This is a genomic window from Mariniflexile sp. HMF6888, assembly GCF_044335535.1.
Classification (GTDB): domain Bacteria; phylum Bacteroidota; class Bacteroidia; order Flavobacteriales; family Flavobacteriaceae; genus Mariniflexile.
In genome coordinates, this window is the sequence record NZ_JBIQVZ010000004.1 from 225357 (window position 1) to 245549 (window position 20193).

Genomic DNA, 20193 nt, shown 5'->3' on the forward strand with positions numbered 1-20193 from the left:
TTTTCTTAAAAACATTACGAAATTGTAAGGGAGTGTAACTTCAAGACTAATATAAACTTGCTCTTAATAAACTAATTATGTTAAATTTGATTAGTTTTACTATTATTCTGATTCGTAAATTTCAAAGACTATGTCACCAATAAAACATTGTAATAATTTACTTTTCCTTTGTTTTTTACTAATTTCCCAAGTATCAATAGCCCAATTTACGCCCTTTTTTCAAAATTATTCTTTATCGGAATATAATGCAGGAAATCAAAATTGGGGCGTTTCCAGAGCAAAAAATGGTATGCTATATGTTGCCAATAATAATGGTTTGTTAGAATATGATGGCATTAAATGGGACTTTATGGAGCTGCCAAACAAAACCACCATTCGATCCGTTTTGGCTTATAAAGAATTAATATATACTGGATCCTATGAAGAATTTGGTTATTGGAAGAAGAATTCTAAAGGCGTATTAATTTATAGTTCCCTAAGCAATTCAATAAAAGAAAAAATTTCACCAAACGAAGAGATTTGGCAAATTTTACCCTTTAAAGGAGGCATTGCCTTTAGGTCTTTTCTAAATATATACATATATAAATTTAATGGTGAAATAACGAAGATAAAACCAAAGTCCATAATTATTTCGTGTAGTGTCGTTGATAATAAATTATATGTGGCAACACTTAATAATGGTATCTATGAATTTAAAAACAACGAATTAGTACCAAAGATTGTGGATAAGGTTTTAGATAATACTAAAGTCTTGTTTATCACTAAATACAAAGGAAAATTACTTTTAATTACATCCCTTAAAGGATGCTTGATTTATGAAAATAACACTCTAGAACCCGTAGATTTTGAAATTAATGATATCATAAAGCAACATTTGCTAAACGGATTCTCTCTATTGAATAAAGGTAATATGGCTTTTGGAACTATAAAGGATGGTATCTATTTCACAAATAATAAAGGAAAAATAATTTTTCATATAAACAAAGAAAATGGTTTAATAAACAACACTGTTTTAAGTCAATATTTAGATAACGATAATAAATTATGGTTGGGCTTAGACAACGGAATAGCTTGCGTTGATTTAAATAGCAATAATTCCTTTTTTAACGATGTATCTGGCCGATTAGGAGCGGTCTATGATGTTATTAAGTTTAAAGATGTCGTTTATTTAGGCAGTAATACAGGCTTGTTTTATTTAGATAAAGAGAATAGTTTGCAATTTATTAAAGGCTCGCAAGGACAAGTGTGGAATTTAAAGGAAATTGAGGGTGAATTATTTTGTGGGCATAACGAAGGGACATTTTTGGTAAAAGACTATGCGCTTAAACAAGTATCGCCATTTACAGGAGGTTGGGTTATAAAAAAAGCTCCAGAACAAAGCAGCACTTATATTGAAGGTACCTATACAGGATTGGTTAGATTAAAAAAGAAAAATAATATTTGGTCGGCCAAACATCTAGGAAAAACCACGATGCCCATTAGATATTTGGTTTTTGAAAATCAAAATACGGCTTGGGCTGCACACGCCTATAAAGGTTTATATAAAATTAAGTTTGATAAAAACTACGACACCATTATAAGTATTGAAAATTATAAAACTAAAGGTGTTTTTTCCGAATTTAACATTAGGGTTTATAAAATTAAAAACGATATCTGTTTTAAAACAAATGATGGCTGGTTAAGATATGAATCAATTTTAGACAGCATTGTTCCGTATGATGTATTAAACAAAAGTTTTGGAAGGGATTCTTATGTAATATCTGAAGAAAATATTAACCAATTGGTTTTAAAAGCCACCAATGATGCTATTCGTTTTAAATCTTTACTGAATAACGAAAAAGAAATATCACTGTCTAATAACTATTTTGAAAATAGATTAATTGTTGGTAATGAAAATGTTTCCAGTATAAACGACTCCATATTTGCATTGAATTTAAACAACGGTTTCATGCTTATTGATAGTAAGTCGGACCCTAAAGTAAAACTATATAAACCAATTATTGATAATATTGAAATTGATAAAGAGTTAATAGATTTCAATTTAAATAAAAAGATTTCTATAAAATTGAATAGTAGTTTTGGTGTTTCAGTATCATCTCCAAAATCAAGCAATCATTTTTTTGAGTATTCTATAGTAGAACTGGATCCAAATAAATGGAAAAGGTTAGAAAAGAATAAATTAGAATTATCAGGTCTAAAAGATGGGACATACACCATACTGTTCCGAACCAGAAATTATCTAGATAAGCCTTCCGAAATATCTGAAATTCAAATAAGCGTATTACCTCCTTGGTATAAAGATACCATCGGAATTGTTCTTTACTTTGTACTTATTACACTTGGCATAGGCACATTCTATTATTATAATAAGCAAAAGATAAAAAGAGAACAACGGTTATTAAAGATTAAATACGCCAAAGAACAGCAAGAAATTGTTAGAGAGAAAAATTTAGAGAATGAAAAGAGAATCGTCCAATTAAGGAACGAGTCTCTTAAAAATGAAGTTAAATTAAAAAGCAAACAGCTGGCTAATACAGCTTTGGCATTAGTTAAGAAAAATGAAACCTTGCAGGACATCAAAAAAGAGTTAGCCAGTAACAAAGATAGTTTCGATAATCAATATGCTTTTAAGAAGATATTGAATAAAGTAGATAGTTCTATTGCACATAAAGATGAGTGGAAAGTTTTTGAGTATAACTTTAACCAGGTCCATGAAGATTTTTTCAAGAGTTTAAAATCAAAACATGCCAACTTAACTCCAAAAGATTTAAAGATTTGTGCCTACATCAAAATGAATTTATTGAATAAAGAAATTGCACCTTTAATGAACATATCTGTAAGAGGTTTAGAAACACATAGATATAGGCTGAAAAAGAAGTTGAATTTAGAAAATGATATTTCTGTATCACATTATTTAATAAATCTCGAATAATTCATTATCAAAAATACGTTATTCGTAATTTTTTTTACGTCATTACTACGTCATATAACGTTTTCTGTTTGCATTTTGCTCACTTTATTATTATATTAACATACTTCAATTAAAGGTATTTTAAGCCTTTCCACCTTCAATGGCGTATTTAAAGTGTAAACACTTTTGCTTCAAAAAAATTAATAGGTTTTATCTTGTACCTAACTAAAATATTAAACTAAAACTATATGAAAACAAAAATTAATTTATTATTATTTTTTCTATTTTCAGTCAGTGGTTTCGCCCAAAATTTAACTGTTTCGGGCGTCATTACAAGTTCTGAAGATAATATGCCATTACCTGGTGTTAATGTCATAGTTAAAGGAACAACTAGAGGCGTTAGTACCGATTTTGATGGTAGCTATACTATAGAAGTTAAAACTGGTGAAGTTCTTGAATTTAGTTCTGTTGGGCTTAAAATGGTTGCTGTTACCATATCAAACCAAACTAGAATTAATGTAACCATGGAAACAGACATTGCTTCACTAGATGAAGTGGTAGTTGTTGGGTATGGTACACAACGTAAAGTTGACTTAACTGGTGCTATATCTACAGTTAAGGCTGAAGATATTGAAAAAACACCCAATAGTAATGTCATGCAATCACTTCAAGGAAAAGTTGCTGGATTACAAATTGTGAGTTCGGGTTCGCCAGGAGATTCTCCAACTGTAAGACTTCGTGGTGTCAATTCGTATTCTGCAGGGGACAACCCATTATATGTTGTTGATGGTATGTTTTATGATAATATTGACTTTTTAGATAACAGCCAAATAGAGACAGTTTCTGTATTGAAAGATGTTTCTTCTATTGCTATATTTGGGCAAAGAGGTGTGAATGGGGTTATTATTATTGAAACCAAAAGCGGAAAATTTGAACAAAAACCCGTGTTTACTTATAATGGATATACTGGATATCAAATAGCTCAAAATGTACTTAAAATGGCCAATGCAGAACAATTCTCAACAATGGCTTTTGAATCAGGTTCTGCAGCAGATATACAGTTTGTTGAAAATGCCATAGCTAGATTTGGAAGAAGTAGAATCAATCCTAATCTACCCAATGTTAATACCGATTGGTACAAAGAAGTATTAAGACCAGCAACCATTTCAAGTCATAGTATAGGTGTTGCTGGAGGAAGCGAATCGGTGACTTATAGCGTAAGTACCAATTATTTCTCGCAAGATGGTATTTTAGACATGAAAAATGAATATGAGCGTTTCAACATCAATTCTAATATAGATGTAAAAGTATCTGATAGATTTAAAATTGGTACGAATGCTATTTTTAGTAACGCTACCAAATACAACCCAGAAAATGGTGCTTGGTTTCAAGCCTATTTTGCGGTACCAATTTTACCAGTATATGACTATGTTAATACAGAGGCTACAACCACACCATATTCTGATGCCACATTTTTAGGTTATAGAGGGTCACAAAACCCATTTCCTGTGATGCGCTATAATGAAAATCAATTGAAGATCAGAAAAATGTTGACCAGTATCTATGCTGAATATTCTATTGTACCTGAAAAATTAGCATTTAAAACTTCTTACTACCATGATTATTCTACGATATCTGAACGTAACGTAAGAATGCCATATTATATTTCAGGAAACTCAAACAGAGAGCAACCGGAAACGTCTATCAGACGTGCAGAAGAAACATATTCTACTCAAATTTGGGATAATACATTAACCTATAAAGAACAATTTGACAACCATAACTTAACGCTTTTGGCAGGCTCTTCATTTAGAGATGAACAAGTTAATAAATTTAATGCCACAGGTTCTGATGTTCAAGGTATTGCTCTTGAAAGTTCATGGTATTTAGACTTTGCAGACCCAGCTTCTTTTGCAGACAACGTTAATGAGATTGGTGACCGTTTATTTAGCTTAGCTTATTTTGGACGATTAGAATACAATTACAGTGATAAGTATCTTTTAAATGCCACGGTACGTTCAGAAGGAGATTCAAGATTTCCAAAAGAAATTTGGAAAACTACAGCACAATTTGGAGTAGGTTGGGTTATTTCGAAAGAAAGTTTTATGCAAGACAACAGTATTTTTGATTTCTTGAAATTACGTGGTAGTTGGGGAGAATTGGCAAATGGTGCTATAGGCGGAAGTGCTGGTGCTAGAACGATTAGTCAAGTTTCTGTTGATATTGCAGATTTGTTAACCAATGGTATTGTTAGTACCAACAATTTTACAGATTTAGTTAGAGAGGTATTGGAAGAAACCAATGTGGGTATCAGTGCACGTATGTTTGACAATAGATTATCCTTAGAAACAGATTATTACATACGTGATACGAAAGACTTAGTAGTTCCTGTACAACAAGCAATTGTTGGAAACACATTATTACAAAATGTGGGTGAAATGAGAAACAAAGGTTTTGAGTTTGCGGCCAACTGGAATCAGACACTATCTGATAATTGGAGTTTCAATATAGGCACTAATTTTTCAACTTTAGATAATAAAATCACTAAGATTGATAGCGACCAAGGCTATTTTGATACTGGAAGTGCAGAGTTTCGTCAAAGACTTATTGTTGGAGAACCTGTTAATTCATTTTTCGGATATGAAGTTGCTGGAGTTTATCAAAATGATGCAGAGGTAGCAAACGATCCTATCGCCACAGCCAATGGTTTAGTACCAGGTGATTTGAAATATAGAGACCAAAATGATGATGATATTATAGATGATAACGATCGTGTTGTTATTGGTTCATATCTTCCTACTTTAACTTATGGTGGTAACCTTGGTCTCTCTTACAAGAATTTTGATTTTTCTGTCTCTGTTTTTGGACAAACAGGTAATGACATCCTTAACAGAAAAAGAGGAGAAGTTATTTTTACAAACGATACGAATATGGATGCAGATTTAGCCATTAACAGATGGCATGGCGAAGGAACGTCAAATTCCTATCCATCATCTGCAGGAAGAAGAAAAGGATGGAACCAAAGAATGAGTACATTTTTTGTGGAAGATGGTTCTTTTTTCAGAATTCAAAATATTCAATTGGCTTATACCATTCCAGCAAACTCGTTGTTAGGAAAGAATATGCCTGAAACAAGATTAACACTTACAGCCGAAAGACCATTTACAAGCTTTAAATATAACGGATTCAATCCTGAGGTAGCAAATGGTGTAGATCGTGAAACTTATCCAGTACCGGCAGTTTATACGTTTGGAGTCAATATAAAAATTTAAAAAATGAGCAATATGAAAAATTTAAAACAATCATTTAAACCGTTGTCATTACTGCTTTTGTTTGGCGTACTCATATTTGCATGCAGCGAAAAATTAGAAGAGAATGAAGGGCAATTGTCTGCCGACGATTTGGATTATACCAATATGAATGATATGGTATTACCATTATTAGGAGCTTATTATGAAACCTATAAAAGAGGTTGGGAAGATCCATTACTAGTGGGGGTTAGAGGTGATGATGTTAATGCAGGAGGAGAAGGTGATCAACCGCTATTTGCAGCAACAGATGTCTATAGTTATGATAATAATTTTTGGATGTTCAACCAAGTTTGGAATAACTTCTACAGCGACATTGCTGTGGTAATTAACACTCAAGAAGCCATTCTAAGATTTAAGGAATTTGCCACTGGTGATGCTATAGCAAGGGCAGATCAATATATTGCTGAAGCAAAAGTATTAAGTGCATACCAACACTTTAATATGTCACGTTTATGGGGTGATATTTTTATTATTGAAACCACCAATTTTGACGAAGAAGTTGATAACGGAGTAGACACAAAAGAAGAAGTGATGCAATATATTTCTGATTTGATGGATGAAGCCATTCCTCATTTATTGGACTTAAGGCCAAACCAACGTACCGATATTCCTGGAGGTGTAACAAAATACACAGCCTTGGCTATTAAAGCTATGGCACAGCTGGAATTGGAAAATTATCAAGGCGTGGCAGATGCTACAGGCGAAATTATCAATCAAGGTGGGTTTGATTTATATCCAGAGTTTTATGAATTGTTCAAAAAACCAGGAGAAAGAAGTGATGAAAGCTTATTTGAACTACAATTCTCAGACTTTAATACAGAAAGCGGTGCAACATTCAACCATTTATATGCACCTTTTGGACCTACCAGTTGGACTCCTGCAGTAGCTGGAGCTTCGTCAGGTTGGGGCTTCTATGAGCCAAGTTTAAAGTGGATGAAATTTATGTTAGATAGGGGTGAAGAAGACCGATTATTAACAAGTGTGCTGTTTACACCAGATGGAATCGCCGAATTGAAATCAGACCCAGATTATGCGACGCTTCCTAATTTTATTTCGAATACCACTCCAGATGGTGATGTTATCAATAATTCTGTAAGAGCTAATTTTTTTAGCGGAAAACACTATTTGCCATCCAATCAATTAACTTCAGGAAGAAATGATTATGGTTCAAGTAAAAACATGATAGTTATCAGATATTCTGAAATATTATTAATGTATGCTGAAGCATTAACCAGAGGTGCAAGTGGTAATGGCATGACAGCAGATCAAGCTGTGAATATGGTAAGAGATAGAGTTAATATGTCACCACTTTCGGGTGTCACAAGCCAGCAAGTCATGGATGAGAAATTTGCTGAACTCGGTATGGAATGGGGCATTCGCTACTTTGATATGATTCGACTTAATGAATATGGTGAATTAAGTTATGACGGTAGAACGTTTTCAGCAGATAAAGAGTTGCTCCCTTATCCTTTGGCTCAAATAGATTTACTCGGTTTATAATAATTTATAAATGATTATAACTTTTAAAAATTTAAAAATGAAAAAAATAAATAAACTTGTTGTCGGGATATTTACCATGTTGCTCATGTTTTCTTGTAATGATGGTATTGACCCAATTTCTTATGTAGATCCAGGACCAGATGCAGGAGCACCAGTTGTAACTATAACGTACCCTGTAGATGGTGCATCTATACCAAGTGTTGAATTGGTATCATCTATTAATGTGGCCCTGAATGTTTCTGATGATATTGAAATCATGTCAATTACTGTCGCTATGGATGGTAATCAAATTGCATCATTTGATACTGCTTCATTCGTGGATTATAGAAACTATGAAACTGAAATACCTTATGATAATCTCACAATTGGATTTCATACACTTACAGTAACTGCTAAAGATATAGCAGGTAACACAACTGTATCAACTTCCAATTTTGAAAAAGCACCTCCATATTCTCCATTATTTGCTGGAGAAATGTTTTATATGCCTTTTGATGGTGATTATATGGAATTTGTGAGTCTTACTTTCCCTGAAGAGGTAGGCGACCCAATATTTGCTAATCAAGCTAAAATAGGAGCTAATGCTTATAAAGGTGCACCAAACTCATTCTTGCAATTTCCTTTACCACAAGACTTAGGCGCTTCTTTTAGTGGCATGTTCTGGTATAAAGTAAATTCATCACCAGATAGAGCCGGTATTATAGCTATTGGTACAGAAGATATTGCTGAAAATCGTAACCAAGGTTTAAGGCTTTTTAGAGAAGGCAATGCTGCAGAGCAAAGAATAAAATTAAATGTAGGCACAGGATCTGGCGAAAGCTGGAATGATGGCGGTGTTATTAACGTTGCTGAGGGCGAATGGGTCAATGTGGCTTTTACAATTTCTAATAGCCAAACTATCATCTATTTTAATGGAACTCCTGTTAATACAGCAACAATGAGTAACCCTATTGATTGGACGGGATGTACTAATATTTCTATTGGTGCAGGTGGACCAACATTTAGCTATTGGAATCATCTACATGATACAAGTGCTATAGATGAGCTGAGATTTTTTAATACGACTTTGTCACAAGAAGATATTCAAAATATTATTTTGACAACGGCACCATACGAACCTATCCTTACTGGTGAAACACTTTATATGCCTTTTAATGGTAATTATAATAATTTATTGAATGGTGCTTCGGCAAGTGAAGTAGGTACTCCAGGTTTTTCAGATGATAGTTTTGCTGGTGGTAAAGCATTACAATCTGCTACAGATTCCTATTTAGAAATGCCGATTGATGGCCTTTTTGGTACAGAAGAGTTTACTGCTGCTTTCTGGTATAAAGTCAATTCAACTCCTGATAGATCGGGAATATTAGTTGTTGGTACGCCAGATATTGCTGAAAACCGTAATCAAGGCTTTAGAATTTTTAGAGAAGGTAGTGCTACAGAACAACGTATCAAATTAAACCTTGGTATTAATAGTGGAGAAAGTTGGAATGATGGAGGCGTTATTGATGTTACAGCTGGTGAATGGGTTCATATAGCCATTACCGTATCGGCAACTGAAAGTAATATTTATTTTAATGGAGAACCTTCATTGACATCAACATTTGGCTCCACAGTGGATTGGACTGGCTGTGATAATTTAACCATTGGTGCTGGTGGCCCAACATTTAGTTATTGGGGTCATTTGTCAGATTTAAGCATCATTGATGAACTAAGAATTTTTAACAGAGCATTGACTCAAACAGAAATCCAAAGCTTACAATAATTGTATGCTATCTAAAAATATTTGAATTAACCTATGGACTTTTTAGCTGCATTTATGTTGAGTAGATGCAGCTAAAATTTCAAAAACATTTATAATGAAATTTCTATCCAACAAAATCACTTACATTTTGTTAACCAATGTGTTGTTGTTTAACTGCAATTCTGATAAAAAAAGCAAGCAAATGATCAGTGAAACGCCACAAGCAAAAGAATTGACAGATGATCAATTTTTGGATTCCATTCAAAAGCAAACCTTCAATTATTTTTGGGAAGGTGCCGAACCTAATTCAGGCATGGCAAGAGAACGTTTGCATTTGGATAATGTCTATCCTCAAAATGATCAAGATGTGGTCACAACTGGTGGAACTGGTTTTGGTTTGATGGCCATTTTGGTAGGAGTAGAACGAGAATTTATCACCCGTGAACAAGCATTAGAACGTTTTGAACACATTGTCAATTTCTTAGAAAAAGCTGATAGATTTCATGGTGTTTGGTCACATTGGATTGATGGAAAAACAGGCAAGGTGAAACCTTTTAGCAAGAAGGATACCGGTGGCGACTTGGTTGAAACTGCTTTTTTAGTCCAAGGCTTACTGACCGTGGGTGAATACTATAAAAACGGAAATGAAAGAGAACAACAATTGGTTGAAAAAATAGACCAACTATGGCGTGAGGTAGAGTGGAACTGGCACACCAAAAATGGTGAAGACGTTTTATATTGGCATTGGTCACCAAAAGATGGTTGGGATATGAATTTCCCAGTTGGTGGTTATAATGAATGTTTAATTATGTATGTTCTTGCTGCAGCTTCTCCAACATATCCAATTGAAAAATCGGTATATGACAAAGGTTGGGCAAAAAGTGGCGCCATTGTTTCTAAGGATTCACTTTATGGTGAAGCATTGGTGTTAAATTATTATGAACATGATGACGCAGCAATAGGACCATTATTTTGGGCGCATTATTCGTTTTTAGGATTAAACCCTAACGGATTAAAAGATCAATATGCAGATTATTGGAAACTCACCCAAAACCATGCAAAAATACATTACAAATATGCTGTTGATAATCCAGAAAACTTCAAAGATTATGGCGATAGTTTATGGGGATTAACCTCCAGCTATTCCATTAAAGGGTATGTGGGTCACAGACCTGGTAATGATCACGGTGTGATTTCACCAACAGCTGCCTTGTCGTCATTTCCATACACCCCAAAAGAAAGTATGCAAATGCTTAAAAAAATCTATAAAGACCACGATACCTTAATTGGTAAGTATGGTCCTTATGACGCATTTAGTTTACAAGATAATTGGTTTTTACCAAGATATTTAGCCATAGATCAAGGTCCTATTCCTGTTATGATAGAGAATTATAGATCAGGTTTGTTATGGAACTTATTTATGAAAAATCTAGACGTTCAAAATGGGTTAAAACGCTTAGAATTCACAATTGGTTCTTAAGCAACTTCTACATTATGAAATCGCTATTAATAATAAGTTTGCTTAAGTAACAACCAATGAGTATAAAGCGATTGCTTCGCCAGTTCACTATTGCTCGTGTCCATATGACCTATAAAAAAATAAATATCTACATATGAAATTATTTAAGGTTGATAGTTTAGAGAAACCCTAAATCAAATAAATAAAACAATGATTAAAAGTTTAATATACATAGTTTTTGCGACACTCGTTATTTTTTCATGCTCAGATAGATCGCCATCCGAACCTTTTGACCCAAGTGATGATAACGGAATTGTGCCATTAACTGATACAGAAATGATGGATTTGACACAAAGGGGAACCTTTAAATATTTTTGGGATTTTGCCAATACAAATTCTGGTGCAGCAAAAGAAAGATACCATCCTAAAAATCCAACTTTAAATCAGAATGTCGTAACTACAGGTGGTACAGGATTTGGTTTAATGGCCATATTGGTAGGCATTGAAAGAGGATATGTAACCAGAGAAGAAGGTGTTGCAAGGTTAAATAAAATTTTAGTTTTTTTAGAGAATGCCAATCGTTTTCATGGTGCATGGTCACATTGGGTTGATGGTGATACAGGTAATGTGATTCCCTTTAGTACAAAAGACAATGGTGGTGACTTGGTTGAAACGGCCTTTTTATCACAAGGACTTATTTGTGTTAAGGAATATTTAAAAAATGGTAGTGATAGCGAAAAAGCTTTAGCAAACAAAGCCGATGCTTTGTGGAAAGGTGTTGAATGGAACTGGTACACCCAAAACCAAAACGCGTTGTTCTGGCATTGGAGTCCTGATTATGGCTTTGAAATCAATCTTAGGTTAAAAGGTTATAACGAAACCATGATTGCCTATGTTTTAGCAGCAGCATCACCTGATTATTCCATATCAAAAACAGTTTACGAAGAAGGGTGGGCAAATAATGGTGCCATTGTATCTTCGGCTTCGCAATATGGTTTTCCATTAGTGTTGAAGCATGCTGGAGGTTCAAATTTTGGAGGCCCACTGTTTTTTAGTCATTATTCATTTTTAGGTTTGAATCCAAAGAATTTAACCGATCAGTATGGCAACTATTGGAATCTCGCGGTTAACCATACCAAAATAAACCGTCAGTACTGTATTGTTAACCCTAATAACTATGTGGATTATGGAGAAGATTGCTGGGGACTAACCGCCAGTTATTCAAGAAACATAGATGGTTCCATAGGGTATTCGGCGCACAGTCCTTCGAATGATATTGGTGTTATATCGCCAACGGCAGCAATCAGCTCCATCCCATACACACCTTCAGAATCTTTGAAAGTCATGCATTTTCTATATCAGAAAAAGGATAAATTATTAGGAGTTGCTGGTTTTTATGATGCTTTTAGCCCTCAAAACAACTATTGGGTTGCAGATGCCTATTTAGCAATAGACCAAGGGCCACAAATTATTATGATTGAAAACCATCGAACGGGATTGCTTTGGAATTTATTTATGCAAAATACCGACGTGAAAAACGGTTTAAATAAATTAGGATTTAGTTATTAAAATATACAGCCAGATCAAGAGTTTACTTTTGAAAACGTCACATTTTAAATAGATACTTATGAATCGAATTGGTAATAATATAAAATTGGTTGTTGGAATCATTTTCTTGATGTCCAATAGCGTAATTGCTCAACAAGAGTTGTATGAGGCTAAAATGTTCATCAATAATACAGATACGTTGAACTATCGCATTATGTATCCTAAAGACTTTTCTGCAGACAAACAATACCCATTAATATTGTTCCTTCATGGAGCTGGCGAACGTGGTAGCAATAACGCTTCGCAATTGGTTCACGGTAGCAAATTATTTGCAGAAGAGATGAATAGGGGTGCATTTCCAGCCTTGGTTATTTTTCCGCAATGTCCACAAAAAGAATATTGGTCGAACGCAATAATAGATAGGAACACAAAGCCTATTTCATTAGTTTATCCCCAAAACGCTCCTCCAACAAAAGCTTTAAGTTTAGTAATGCTTTTAATGGACGATTATTTAAACAAACCATTTATAAATAAAGAAAAAATATATATAGGAGGTTTATCAATGGGTGGTATGGGCACTTTTGAAATGCTATACCGAAAACCAGATACCTTTGCTGCTGCTTTTACAATTTGTGGTGGTGGCAATCCCGAAACAGCTAAAGCATATGCTAAGAATACCGAACTTTGGGTGTTCCATGGCGCAAAAGATGATGTGGTTGATCCACAGTTATCTATCCATATGGTTTCAGCATATTTAAAGGCTGGGGGCAAGCCTAATTTTACTTTATATGCAGATGACAACCACAATAGCTGGGACTCTGCTTTTGCCGAACCTAAACTTTTAACGTGGCTTTTTTCAAAATCAAAGACTAAAAAAAATGAGACACCTAACTAACATTAAATATGCCTTTTTGGGCATTACCGCAACATTGATTATAGCATGTCATTCAAACCAAAATAAATCGAACACCTTTTCAGGTGATAATCCATTTGCAGAAAAAGTAGATTCTATTTTAAGTTTAATGACCGTTGAAGAGAAAATAGGCCAGTTAAATCTACCATCATCAGGTGATATTACAACGGGACAAGCAAAAAGTTCCAATATTGCTAAAAAAATAGAAGAAGGCAAGGTTGGTGGTCTTTTCAATATAAAATCTGCAGCAAAAATTCGAGATGTTCAAAGAATTGCTATCGAAAAAAGCCGATTAAAAATTCCGTTACTTTTTGGAATGGATGTCATACATGGCTATGAAACCACTTTTCCAATTCCGTTAGGCCTATCATGTTCTTGGGATATGGAAATGATAAAGCAAACGGCACAAATGGCTGCTAAAGAAGCTACTGCCGATGGAATTAACTGGACGTTTTCGCCCATGGTTGATATTTCTAGAGACCCAAGATGGGGACGTGTTTCAGAAGGTTCTGGAGAAGACCCTTATCTGGGAAGTGAAGTAGCAAAAGCCATGGTACAAGGGTATCAAGGTGACGATTTAACCAAAAACAACACCATGATGGCGTGCGTAAAACATTTTGCACTTTACGGTGCCCCAGAAGCAGGTAGAGACTATAATACAGTCGATATGAGTAAAATACGCATGTATAACGAGTATTTACCGCCATATAAAGCCGCTGTGGATGCTGGTGTTGGCTCCGTTATGGCTTCCTTTAATGAAATTGATGGGATTCCTGCAACTGGAAACAAGTGGTTACTGACCGATTTATTGAGAAACGATTGGGGTTTCAATGGTTTTGTGGTAACCGATTATACAGGAATTGAAGAGATGGAGTATCATGGCGTAGGGGACTTTCAACAAGTTTCTGCTCAAGCTTTAAAAGCTGGGATTGATATGGATATGGTATCCGATGGGTTTTTATCGACACTAAAAAAATCTTTAGATGAAGGTAAGATATCTATGAATGATATTGACGTTGCAGTAAAACGCATTTTAACCGCTAAGTTTGAGTTGGGTTTATTTGACGATCCATATAAATATTGTGATGAAACTAGGGCAAAAACGGAAGTTTATACAAAAGAGCATAGGGATTTTGCCCGTAAGGTAGCGTCGGAATCTATGGTGCTTTTGAAAAACGACAACCAAATTTTGCCATTAAAAAAGTCGGGAACGATTGCTCTTATTGGACCATTGGCAAATTCAAAGGAAAACATGCCCGGTACTTGGAGTGTTGCAACAAAGCTAGAAAAGGCTAGTGCGTTCCTAGATGGTATAAAATCCGTTGCAGGAAATCATGTAAATATATTATATGCCAAAGGAAGTAACCTGGATTATGATTTTGAGTTTGAAAAGCGCGCCACCATGTTTGGAAGAACTATACCAAGAGACGGAAGAACTGACAAACAATTATTGGACGAAGCTTTGTCCATTGCTTCAAAATCGGATGTTATTGTAGCTGCATTGGGCGAATCTTCCGAAATGAGTGGTGAAAGCAGCAGTAGAACAAATTTACAAATCCCCCAAGTACAGAAAGAATTGTTAAATGCCTTGTTAAAAACAGGAAAACCAGTGGTTTTGGTTTTGTTTACGGGAAGACCTTTAGCCATTGTTGAAGAAAACAAAAACGTTCCAGCTATATTGAATGTTTGGTTTCCGGGCAGCGAAGCAGGTTTAGCTATTTCAGATGTGTTGTTTGGTGACGTCAACCCTTCTGGGAAGCTAACAGCGACATTTCCAATGAATGTTGGTCAAGTACCAATTTTTTATAACCATAAAAACACAGGAAGACCTTTAGGTAATACTGAAGGCAAGTTTGAAAAATTTAAATCAAATTATTTAGACGTCCGTAACGAACCTCTATATCCATTTGGGTATGGATTGAGTTACACCACTTTTAAATACGATAACTTACAATTAGACACAACAAAAATAGATGCTAATGGACGTGTAAACATTTCCGTTGAAGTTACAAATTCAGGAAATTTTGATGGCAAGGAAATCATTCAATTGTATATACGTGATGTAGTAGGTTCTGTAACCAGACCAGTTAAAGAATTAAAAGGCTTCCAGAAAGTAGAAATCAAAAAAGGAGAAACCAAAACCGTCACTTTTAAAATATCTGAAGAAGATTTAAAATTTTATAATTCCAATTTGGATTTCGTGGCAGAACCAGGTGTTTTTCAAGTGTTTGTTGGTACAGATTCTAACGCAGGTTTATCATCTCAATTTGAACTAACTAAATAAATCTACATGAAACGTTTTATTATTTTTATAGCCATATGTTTTGAGCTCACAATAACTGGTTATTCACAACAAAAAACGTATTGTAACCCTATTAATATCGATTATGGTTATACGCCTTTCAAATCGTTTTCAAGTCAGGACAAACATCGTGCTACTGCCGATCCTGTTATTGTAAATTTCAAAAAAAAATACTTTCTTTTCTCAACAAACCAAGAAGGCTATTGGTGGAGTGATGATATGCTCAACTGGAAGTTTGTATATCATAAATTCCTTTTGGATGATACCTACACACACGATTTAAATGCACCGGCTGCGTGGGCTATGAAGGATACACTTTATGTGTATGGCTCCACTTGGAAATCTGATTTTCCGATTTGGAAAAGTACCAATTCCACCGTTGATGACTGGGAAATTGCTCTTGACACGCTAAAAGTTGGTGCTTGGAATCCAGCATTTCATTACGAAGAGGAAAAGGATAAACTGTATTTGTATTGGGGTTCGAGTAATGTATGACCCATTTTAGGTACAGAAATCAATACCAAAACCATGCAATCGGAAGGGTATACCGTGCCAATTGTGAGGTTATTTCCAGAAGACGGTGGATGGGGAGCGTTTTGGGGGGTATAATGATAATGTGTTTTTACAACCTTTTATTGAAGGTGCGTGGATGACCAAACACAACGGAAAATATAAATGTGCATTGAAATTTTAATAAAACAAGAAAAAGAGAAGTTAGAACTTTAAAACTTAGAAACTCTGAAACTTTGCAGCTTTGAAACAAAAAAATATATGAAACCATTAATTTGTATAGTTTGCATAGCTTTTATGCTCCAAGCATGCGGACAAAAACCAGCACAAAAAGTTGATGTTAAAAAACCAACACGCCCTAATATTATTTATATTATGGCAGATGACCATGCCACCCAAGCCATAAGTGCGTATGGACACCCAATAAGCAAGTTGGCACCAACACCAAATATTGACAGAATAGCAAATGAAGGGGCTTTGTTTCAAAATAACTTTTGTACCAATTCTATTTGCGGACCAAGTAGGGCAGTCGTTTTAACGGGTAAGTTTAGCCATATTAATGGTTTTAGAAAGAATGGAGATAGGTTTGATGGTAATCAGCAAACATTTCCAAAACTACTCCAAAAAGCAGGATATACTACTGGGATGATTGGTAAATGGCATTTAGATGGCTTACCACAGGGGTTTGATTACTGGCATATTTTAACCGATCAAGGCAATTATTACAATCCGGATTTTATTGAGGTAAACCAACAAACACAACAAGTTGATACCACTAGAATAGTAGGCTATGCTACCGACATCATTACCGAAGATGCCATAAAATATTTGGATAAAGTGAAAAATAGCCAACAGCCATTTATGCTTATGGTGCATCATAAAGCACCACACAGAAATTGGATGCCCGCTTTAAGACATTTAAATAAATACGATGCTGTTCAATTTCCGCTTCCAGATACTTATTTTACATCGCATGAAGGTTCAACGGCTTCAAAAATGCAGCAGCAAACCATTTATAAAGATATGTATGAAGGCCACGACCTTAAAATGACCAAAGAAAAGGGCAGTAATGAATTGGCACACAACCCATGGACAACTGATTTTGATAGAATGACGGCAGAACAACGAGCCATTTGGGATCAGGCATATCAATCAAAAAATAATGCAATGCATGATGCAAATCTTTCAGGAAGGGCATTGGCTGAATGGAAAGGACAACGTTATTTACAAGAATATTTAGCAACTATAGCAGCTGTAGATGAAGGTGTTGGAAGAATTCTTGATTATTTAGAAGCTAATAATTTAACTGAAAACACCATCATTGTTTATACCACCGACCAAGGATTTTATTTAGGTGAAAAAGGCTGGTTTGATAAACGTTTTATGTATGAAGAATCGTTAAGTATGCCTCTTGTAATGAAATACCCTAAAGCAATAAAAAAAGGAACGGTTGTTAATGCATTAACACAAAATATCGATTTTGCTGAAACTTTTTTGGATTATGCCCGTGTTGGAATTCCTGCCGATATGCAAGGGAAATCATTACGGCCATTGCTTGAAGGAAAACAAGATTTTGATGATTTTAGGGATGCCGTGTATTACCATTATTATGATTATCCAGCATTTCATATGGTAAAGAAAATGTACGGTGTAAGAACAAAACGCTATAAGCTGATTCATGTTTACGACGATATTGACGCATGGGAACTTTACGATTTAGAGAAAGATCCACACGAACTTAAAAATTTAATCAATGATCTGGCGTATCAAACCATTAAAGCGCAACTCCATAAAAAACTTAAGGCTTTACAAGCAGACTATAAGGTTACAGATAAAGAATTTGAACAAGCATCGCCCCAAAGTGTTGAAAGAGCCTTTAAGCAATTTGAAAAATTACGAGGACATACAGGAACTTCTTATGAATCAATTACCAATAAAGATAGAAAGTTATGAATTCTGAATTCTGAATTCAGAATAAACAAATAAACGAATAAACAAATAATATCTACATATGAAACGAATACTGGTTTATTTAATACTATTCTTAAGTATTTCCTGCAACACAGACAAGAAATTGGCAACAGATGAAGTTTCTACAGAAACAGGAAAAAAGAACTTTAAAACTTATTGCAACCCCATAGATATTGATTACTCATACATGTCTCATTACCGGAGCAATAATACCGTTTCTTATAGATCTGGTGCAGACCCTGCTATCGTAAATTTTAAAGGACGGTTTTATATGTTTGTTACCAGATCCCATGGATATTGGGCATCAGATGACATGAGTAACTGGAAATTTATAAAACCACAAAGTTGGTATTTTAATGGATGTAATGCACCGGCTGCGGTTGTAAAAGATGGAAAAATACTGGTTTATGGTGATCCGTCCGGTCTTGGGGCGATTATAGAAACCGATAATCCGGAACTTGGTGATTGGAAAACGAACTATGCTGTTCTAAATCCTCCAGGAGGCATACAAGACCCCGATTTGTTTTTAGATGATGATGGTAGGTTGTATTTATATGAAGAATCTTCAAACAAATGGCCAATTCGTGTAGTAGAGTTGGATACCAAAAATTATTATATACCTATTGGAGAAGAAAAAGATTTATTTAATCTTGAACCAGATAAGCATGGTTGGGAACGCTTTGGTCAAGACCATGATTCAGATTTAGCACCATATATCGAAGGGCCATGGATGGTAAAGTACAATGGCACCTATTACCTAGAATATGGAGCTCCGGGCACCCAATGGAATGTCTATGCCGATGGCGTTTACACCAGCAAAAGTCCGTTAGGTCCTTTTGAATATGCACCATATAACCCCATTTCTTATAAACCGGGTGGCTTTTTGAAAGGTTCAGGGCACGGAAGTACCGTAAAGGATAATCAAGGAAACTACTGGCATTACTCAACCATGGCCATATCTGTAAATTATAAATTTGAAAGACGCATAGGAATGTATCCTGCAGGATTTGAAACTAATGGACAAATGTATGTGAATACCGCTTATGGTGATTACCCACATTACTTACCAAATGCGAATGTTGAGAACCATAAGGAACGCTTCACTGGTTGGATGTTGTTATCCTATAAAAAACCAGTAAAAACCAATTCGCCTGTTGTAACCAAAGATATTAATGTGGTAGATGAAAGCGAAAGTGGTTACATGTTAGAGCAAATAAGAGAATTTGACATCGCTAAAGTTAATGATGAAGAAATTCGTTCTTATTGGGTTTCTGAAACCAATAATGATTCCATCTATTTTGAGATGGATTTAGAAAAACCAAGCCTTGTAAATGCCATTCAGATAAACTTTCAAGATTTTAATAGCACTATTTTTGGCAGACCAGATCATTTAAAACAACAGTTTGTAATTGAATCTTCAATGGATGGTAATACATGGGAAACCATGGCAGATTATTCAAAGAACAAAAAAGACATGCCACATGCCTATATTGAGTTGAAAAAAGCTGTAAAAGCACGTTATATTAGGTACAACCACGTGTATTGTACTAATAAATATTTGTCTATTTCAGAATTTAGGATTTTTGGAAAAGGATTGGATAAGAAACCCATGACACCTCCTAATTTTAAAGTTGAAAGGCAAACCGATAAAAGAAATGCCAATTTAACATGGGATAAAGTAGATAATGCAATAGGCTATGTTATTTATTGGGGTATTTCTAAGGATAAGCTAAACTTATCTGCTTTAATGTATGAACAACCAAATTACGAACTTCGTGCTTTAAATACAGATCAATCCTACTACATGCAAGTGGAAGCATTTAACGAAAATGGTATTTCAGAAAAAAGCGAGATTATTTATATAGAATAGAGTTATGAGACAAGAGACAAGAGACAATAGACAAGAGACAATAGACAAGAGAAGTTAAGAGTTGTGTTAGAAGTAAGAATAAAAACCAATCTAACAAGTCTAAAATTCAAAAATCATCAATCGTTAATCGTTAATCAAAAATCAAAAAAGTCCAAAA

11 protein-coding genes are annotated in these 20193 nt (G+C 34.7%); all 11 read left to right on the forward strand.

Translation table 11 applies throughout. The features are described from left to right. Positions 1–130 precede the first annotated feature (130 nt). On the forward strand, positions 131–2932 hold the full coding sequence (locus ACGLWY_RS11950) for a LuxR C-terminal-related transcriptional regulator (RefSeq protein WP_396619895.1): 2802 nt from the start codon (positions 131–133) through the stop codon (positions 2930–2932). Between the two features lie 227 nt (positions 2933–3159). Then, positions 3160–6183 (forward strand): SusC/RagA family TonB-linked outer membrane protein, encoded by a 3024-nt coding sequence (locus tag ACGLWY_RS11955; RefSeq protein ID WP_396619896.1) that lies wholly within the window; start codon positions 3160–3162, stop codon positions 6181–6183. A gap of 12 nt (positions 6184–6195) precedes the next feature. Then, positions 6196–7722: a RagB/SusD family nutrient uptake outer membrane protein gene (locus ACGLWY_RS11960; protein WP_396619897.1), complete on the forward strand. Its 1527-nt coding sequence runs from the start codon at positions 6196–6198 to the stop codon at positions 7720–7722. 37 nt (positions 7723–7759) lie between these two features. Beyond that, positions 7760–9484, forward strand: coding sequence for a LamG-like jellyroll fold domain-containing protein (locus ACGLWY_RS11965; RefSeq protein ID WP_396619898.1), 1725 nt, complete (start codon positions 7760–7762; stop codon positions 9482–9484). A 94-nt stretch (positions 9485–9578) separates the two neighbouring features. Continuing rightward, positions 9579–10943, forward strand: a complete 1365-nt coding sequence (locus ACGLWY_RS11970; protein WP_396619899.1) for a glucoamylase family protein — start codon at positions 9579–9581, stop codon at positions 10941–10943. Between the two features lie 189 nt (positions 10944–11132). After that, entirely contained in the window at positions 11133–12491 is a 1359-nt protein-coding gene (locus tag ACGLWY_RS11975) for a glucoamylase family protein (protein WP_396619900.1), read from the forward strand. A 58-nt stretch (positions 12492–12549) separates the two neighbouring features. Beyond that, positions 12550–13365, forward strand: a complete 816-nt coding sequence (locus ACGLWY_RS11980; protein ID WP_396619901.1) for an alpha/beta hydrolase-fold protein — start codon at positions 12550–12552, stop codon at positions 13363–13365. After that, entirely contained in the window at positions 13349–15667 is a 2319-nt protein-coding gene (gene bglX / locus ACGLWY_RS11985; RefSeq protein WP_396619902.1) for a beta-glucosidase BglX, read from the forward strand. Before ACGLWY_RS11980 ends, bglX begins: the two co-directional genes overlap by 17 nt. Positions 15668–15673: 6 nt before the next feature. Beyond that, a complete protein-coding gene (locus ACGLWY_RS11990; protein ID WP_396619903.1) occupies positions 15674–16180 on the forward strand; it encodes a hypothetical protein in 507 nt (168 codons plus the stop codon). 276 nt (positions 16181–16456) lie between these two features. Then, positions 16457–18148, forward strand: coding sequence for a sulfatase (locus ACGLWY_RS11995; RefSeq protein WP_396619904.1), 1692 nt, complete (start codon positions 16457–16459; stop codon positions 18146–18148). Between the two features lie 58 nt (positions 18149–18206). Further along, a complete protein-coding gene (locus ACGLWY_RS12000) occupies positions 18207–20036 on the forward strand; it encodes a family 43 glycosylhydrolase (protein WP_396619905.1) in 1830 nt (609 codons plus the stop codon). The last annotated feature ends 157 nt before the right edge of the window (positions 20037–20193 follow it).

Excerpts from the sequence above, each read along its gene's own strand:
- ACGLWY_RS11970 (WP_396619899.1), top strand. The coding sequence starts at position 9,579 with ATGAAATTTCTATCCAACAAAATCACTTACATTTTGTTAACCAATGTG.
- ACGLWY_RS11975 (WP_396619900.1), top strand. The coding sequence starts at position 11,133 with ATGATTAAAAGTTTAATATACATAGTTTTTGCGACACTCGTTATTTTT.
- ACGLWY_RS11980 (WP_396619901.1), top strand. The coding sequence starts at position 12,550 with ATGAATCGAATTGGTAATAATATAAAATTGGTTGTTGGAATCATTTTC.
- bglX (WP_396619902.1), top strand. The coding sequence starts at position 13,349 with ATGAGACACCTAACTAACATTAAATATGCCTTTTTGGGCATTACCGCA.
- ACGLWY_RS11960 (WP_396619897.1), top strand. The coding sequence starts at position 6,196 with ATGAAAAATTTAAAACAATCATTTAAACCGTTGTCATTACTGCTTTTG.
- ACGLWY_RS11990 (WP_396619903.1), top strand. The coding sequence starts at position 15,674 with ATGAAACGTTTTATTATTTTTATAGCCATATGTTTTGAGCTCACAATA.
- ACGLWY_RS11950 (WP_396619895.1), top strand. The coding sequence starts at position 131 with ATGTCACCAATAAAACATTGTAATAATTTACTTTTCCTTTGTTTTTTA.
- ACGLWY_RS12000 (WP_396619905.1), top strand. The coding sequence starts at position 18,207 with ATGAAACGAATACTGGTTTATTTAATACTATTCTTAAGTATTTCCTGC.
- ACGLWY_RS11995 (WP_396619904.1), top strand. The coding sequence starts at position 16,457 with ATGAAACCATTAATTTGTATAGTTTGCATAGCTTTTATGCTCCAAGCA.
- ACGLWY_RS11965 (WP_396619898.1), top strand. The coding sequence starts at position 7,760 with ATGAAAAAAATAAATAAACTTGTTGTCGGGATATTTACCATGTTGCTC.
- ACGLWY_RS11955 (WP_396619896.1), top strand. The coding sequence starts at position 3,160 with ATGAAAACAAAAATTAATTTATTATTATTTTTTCTATTTTCAGTCAGT.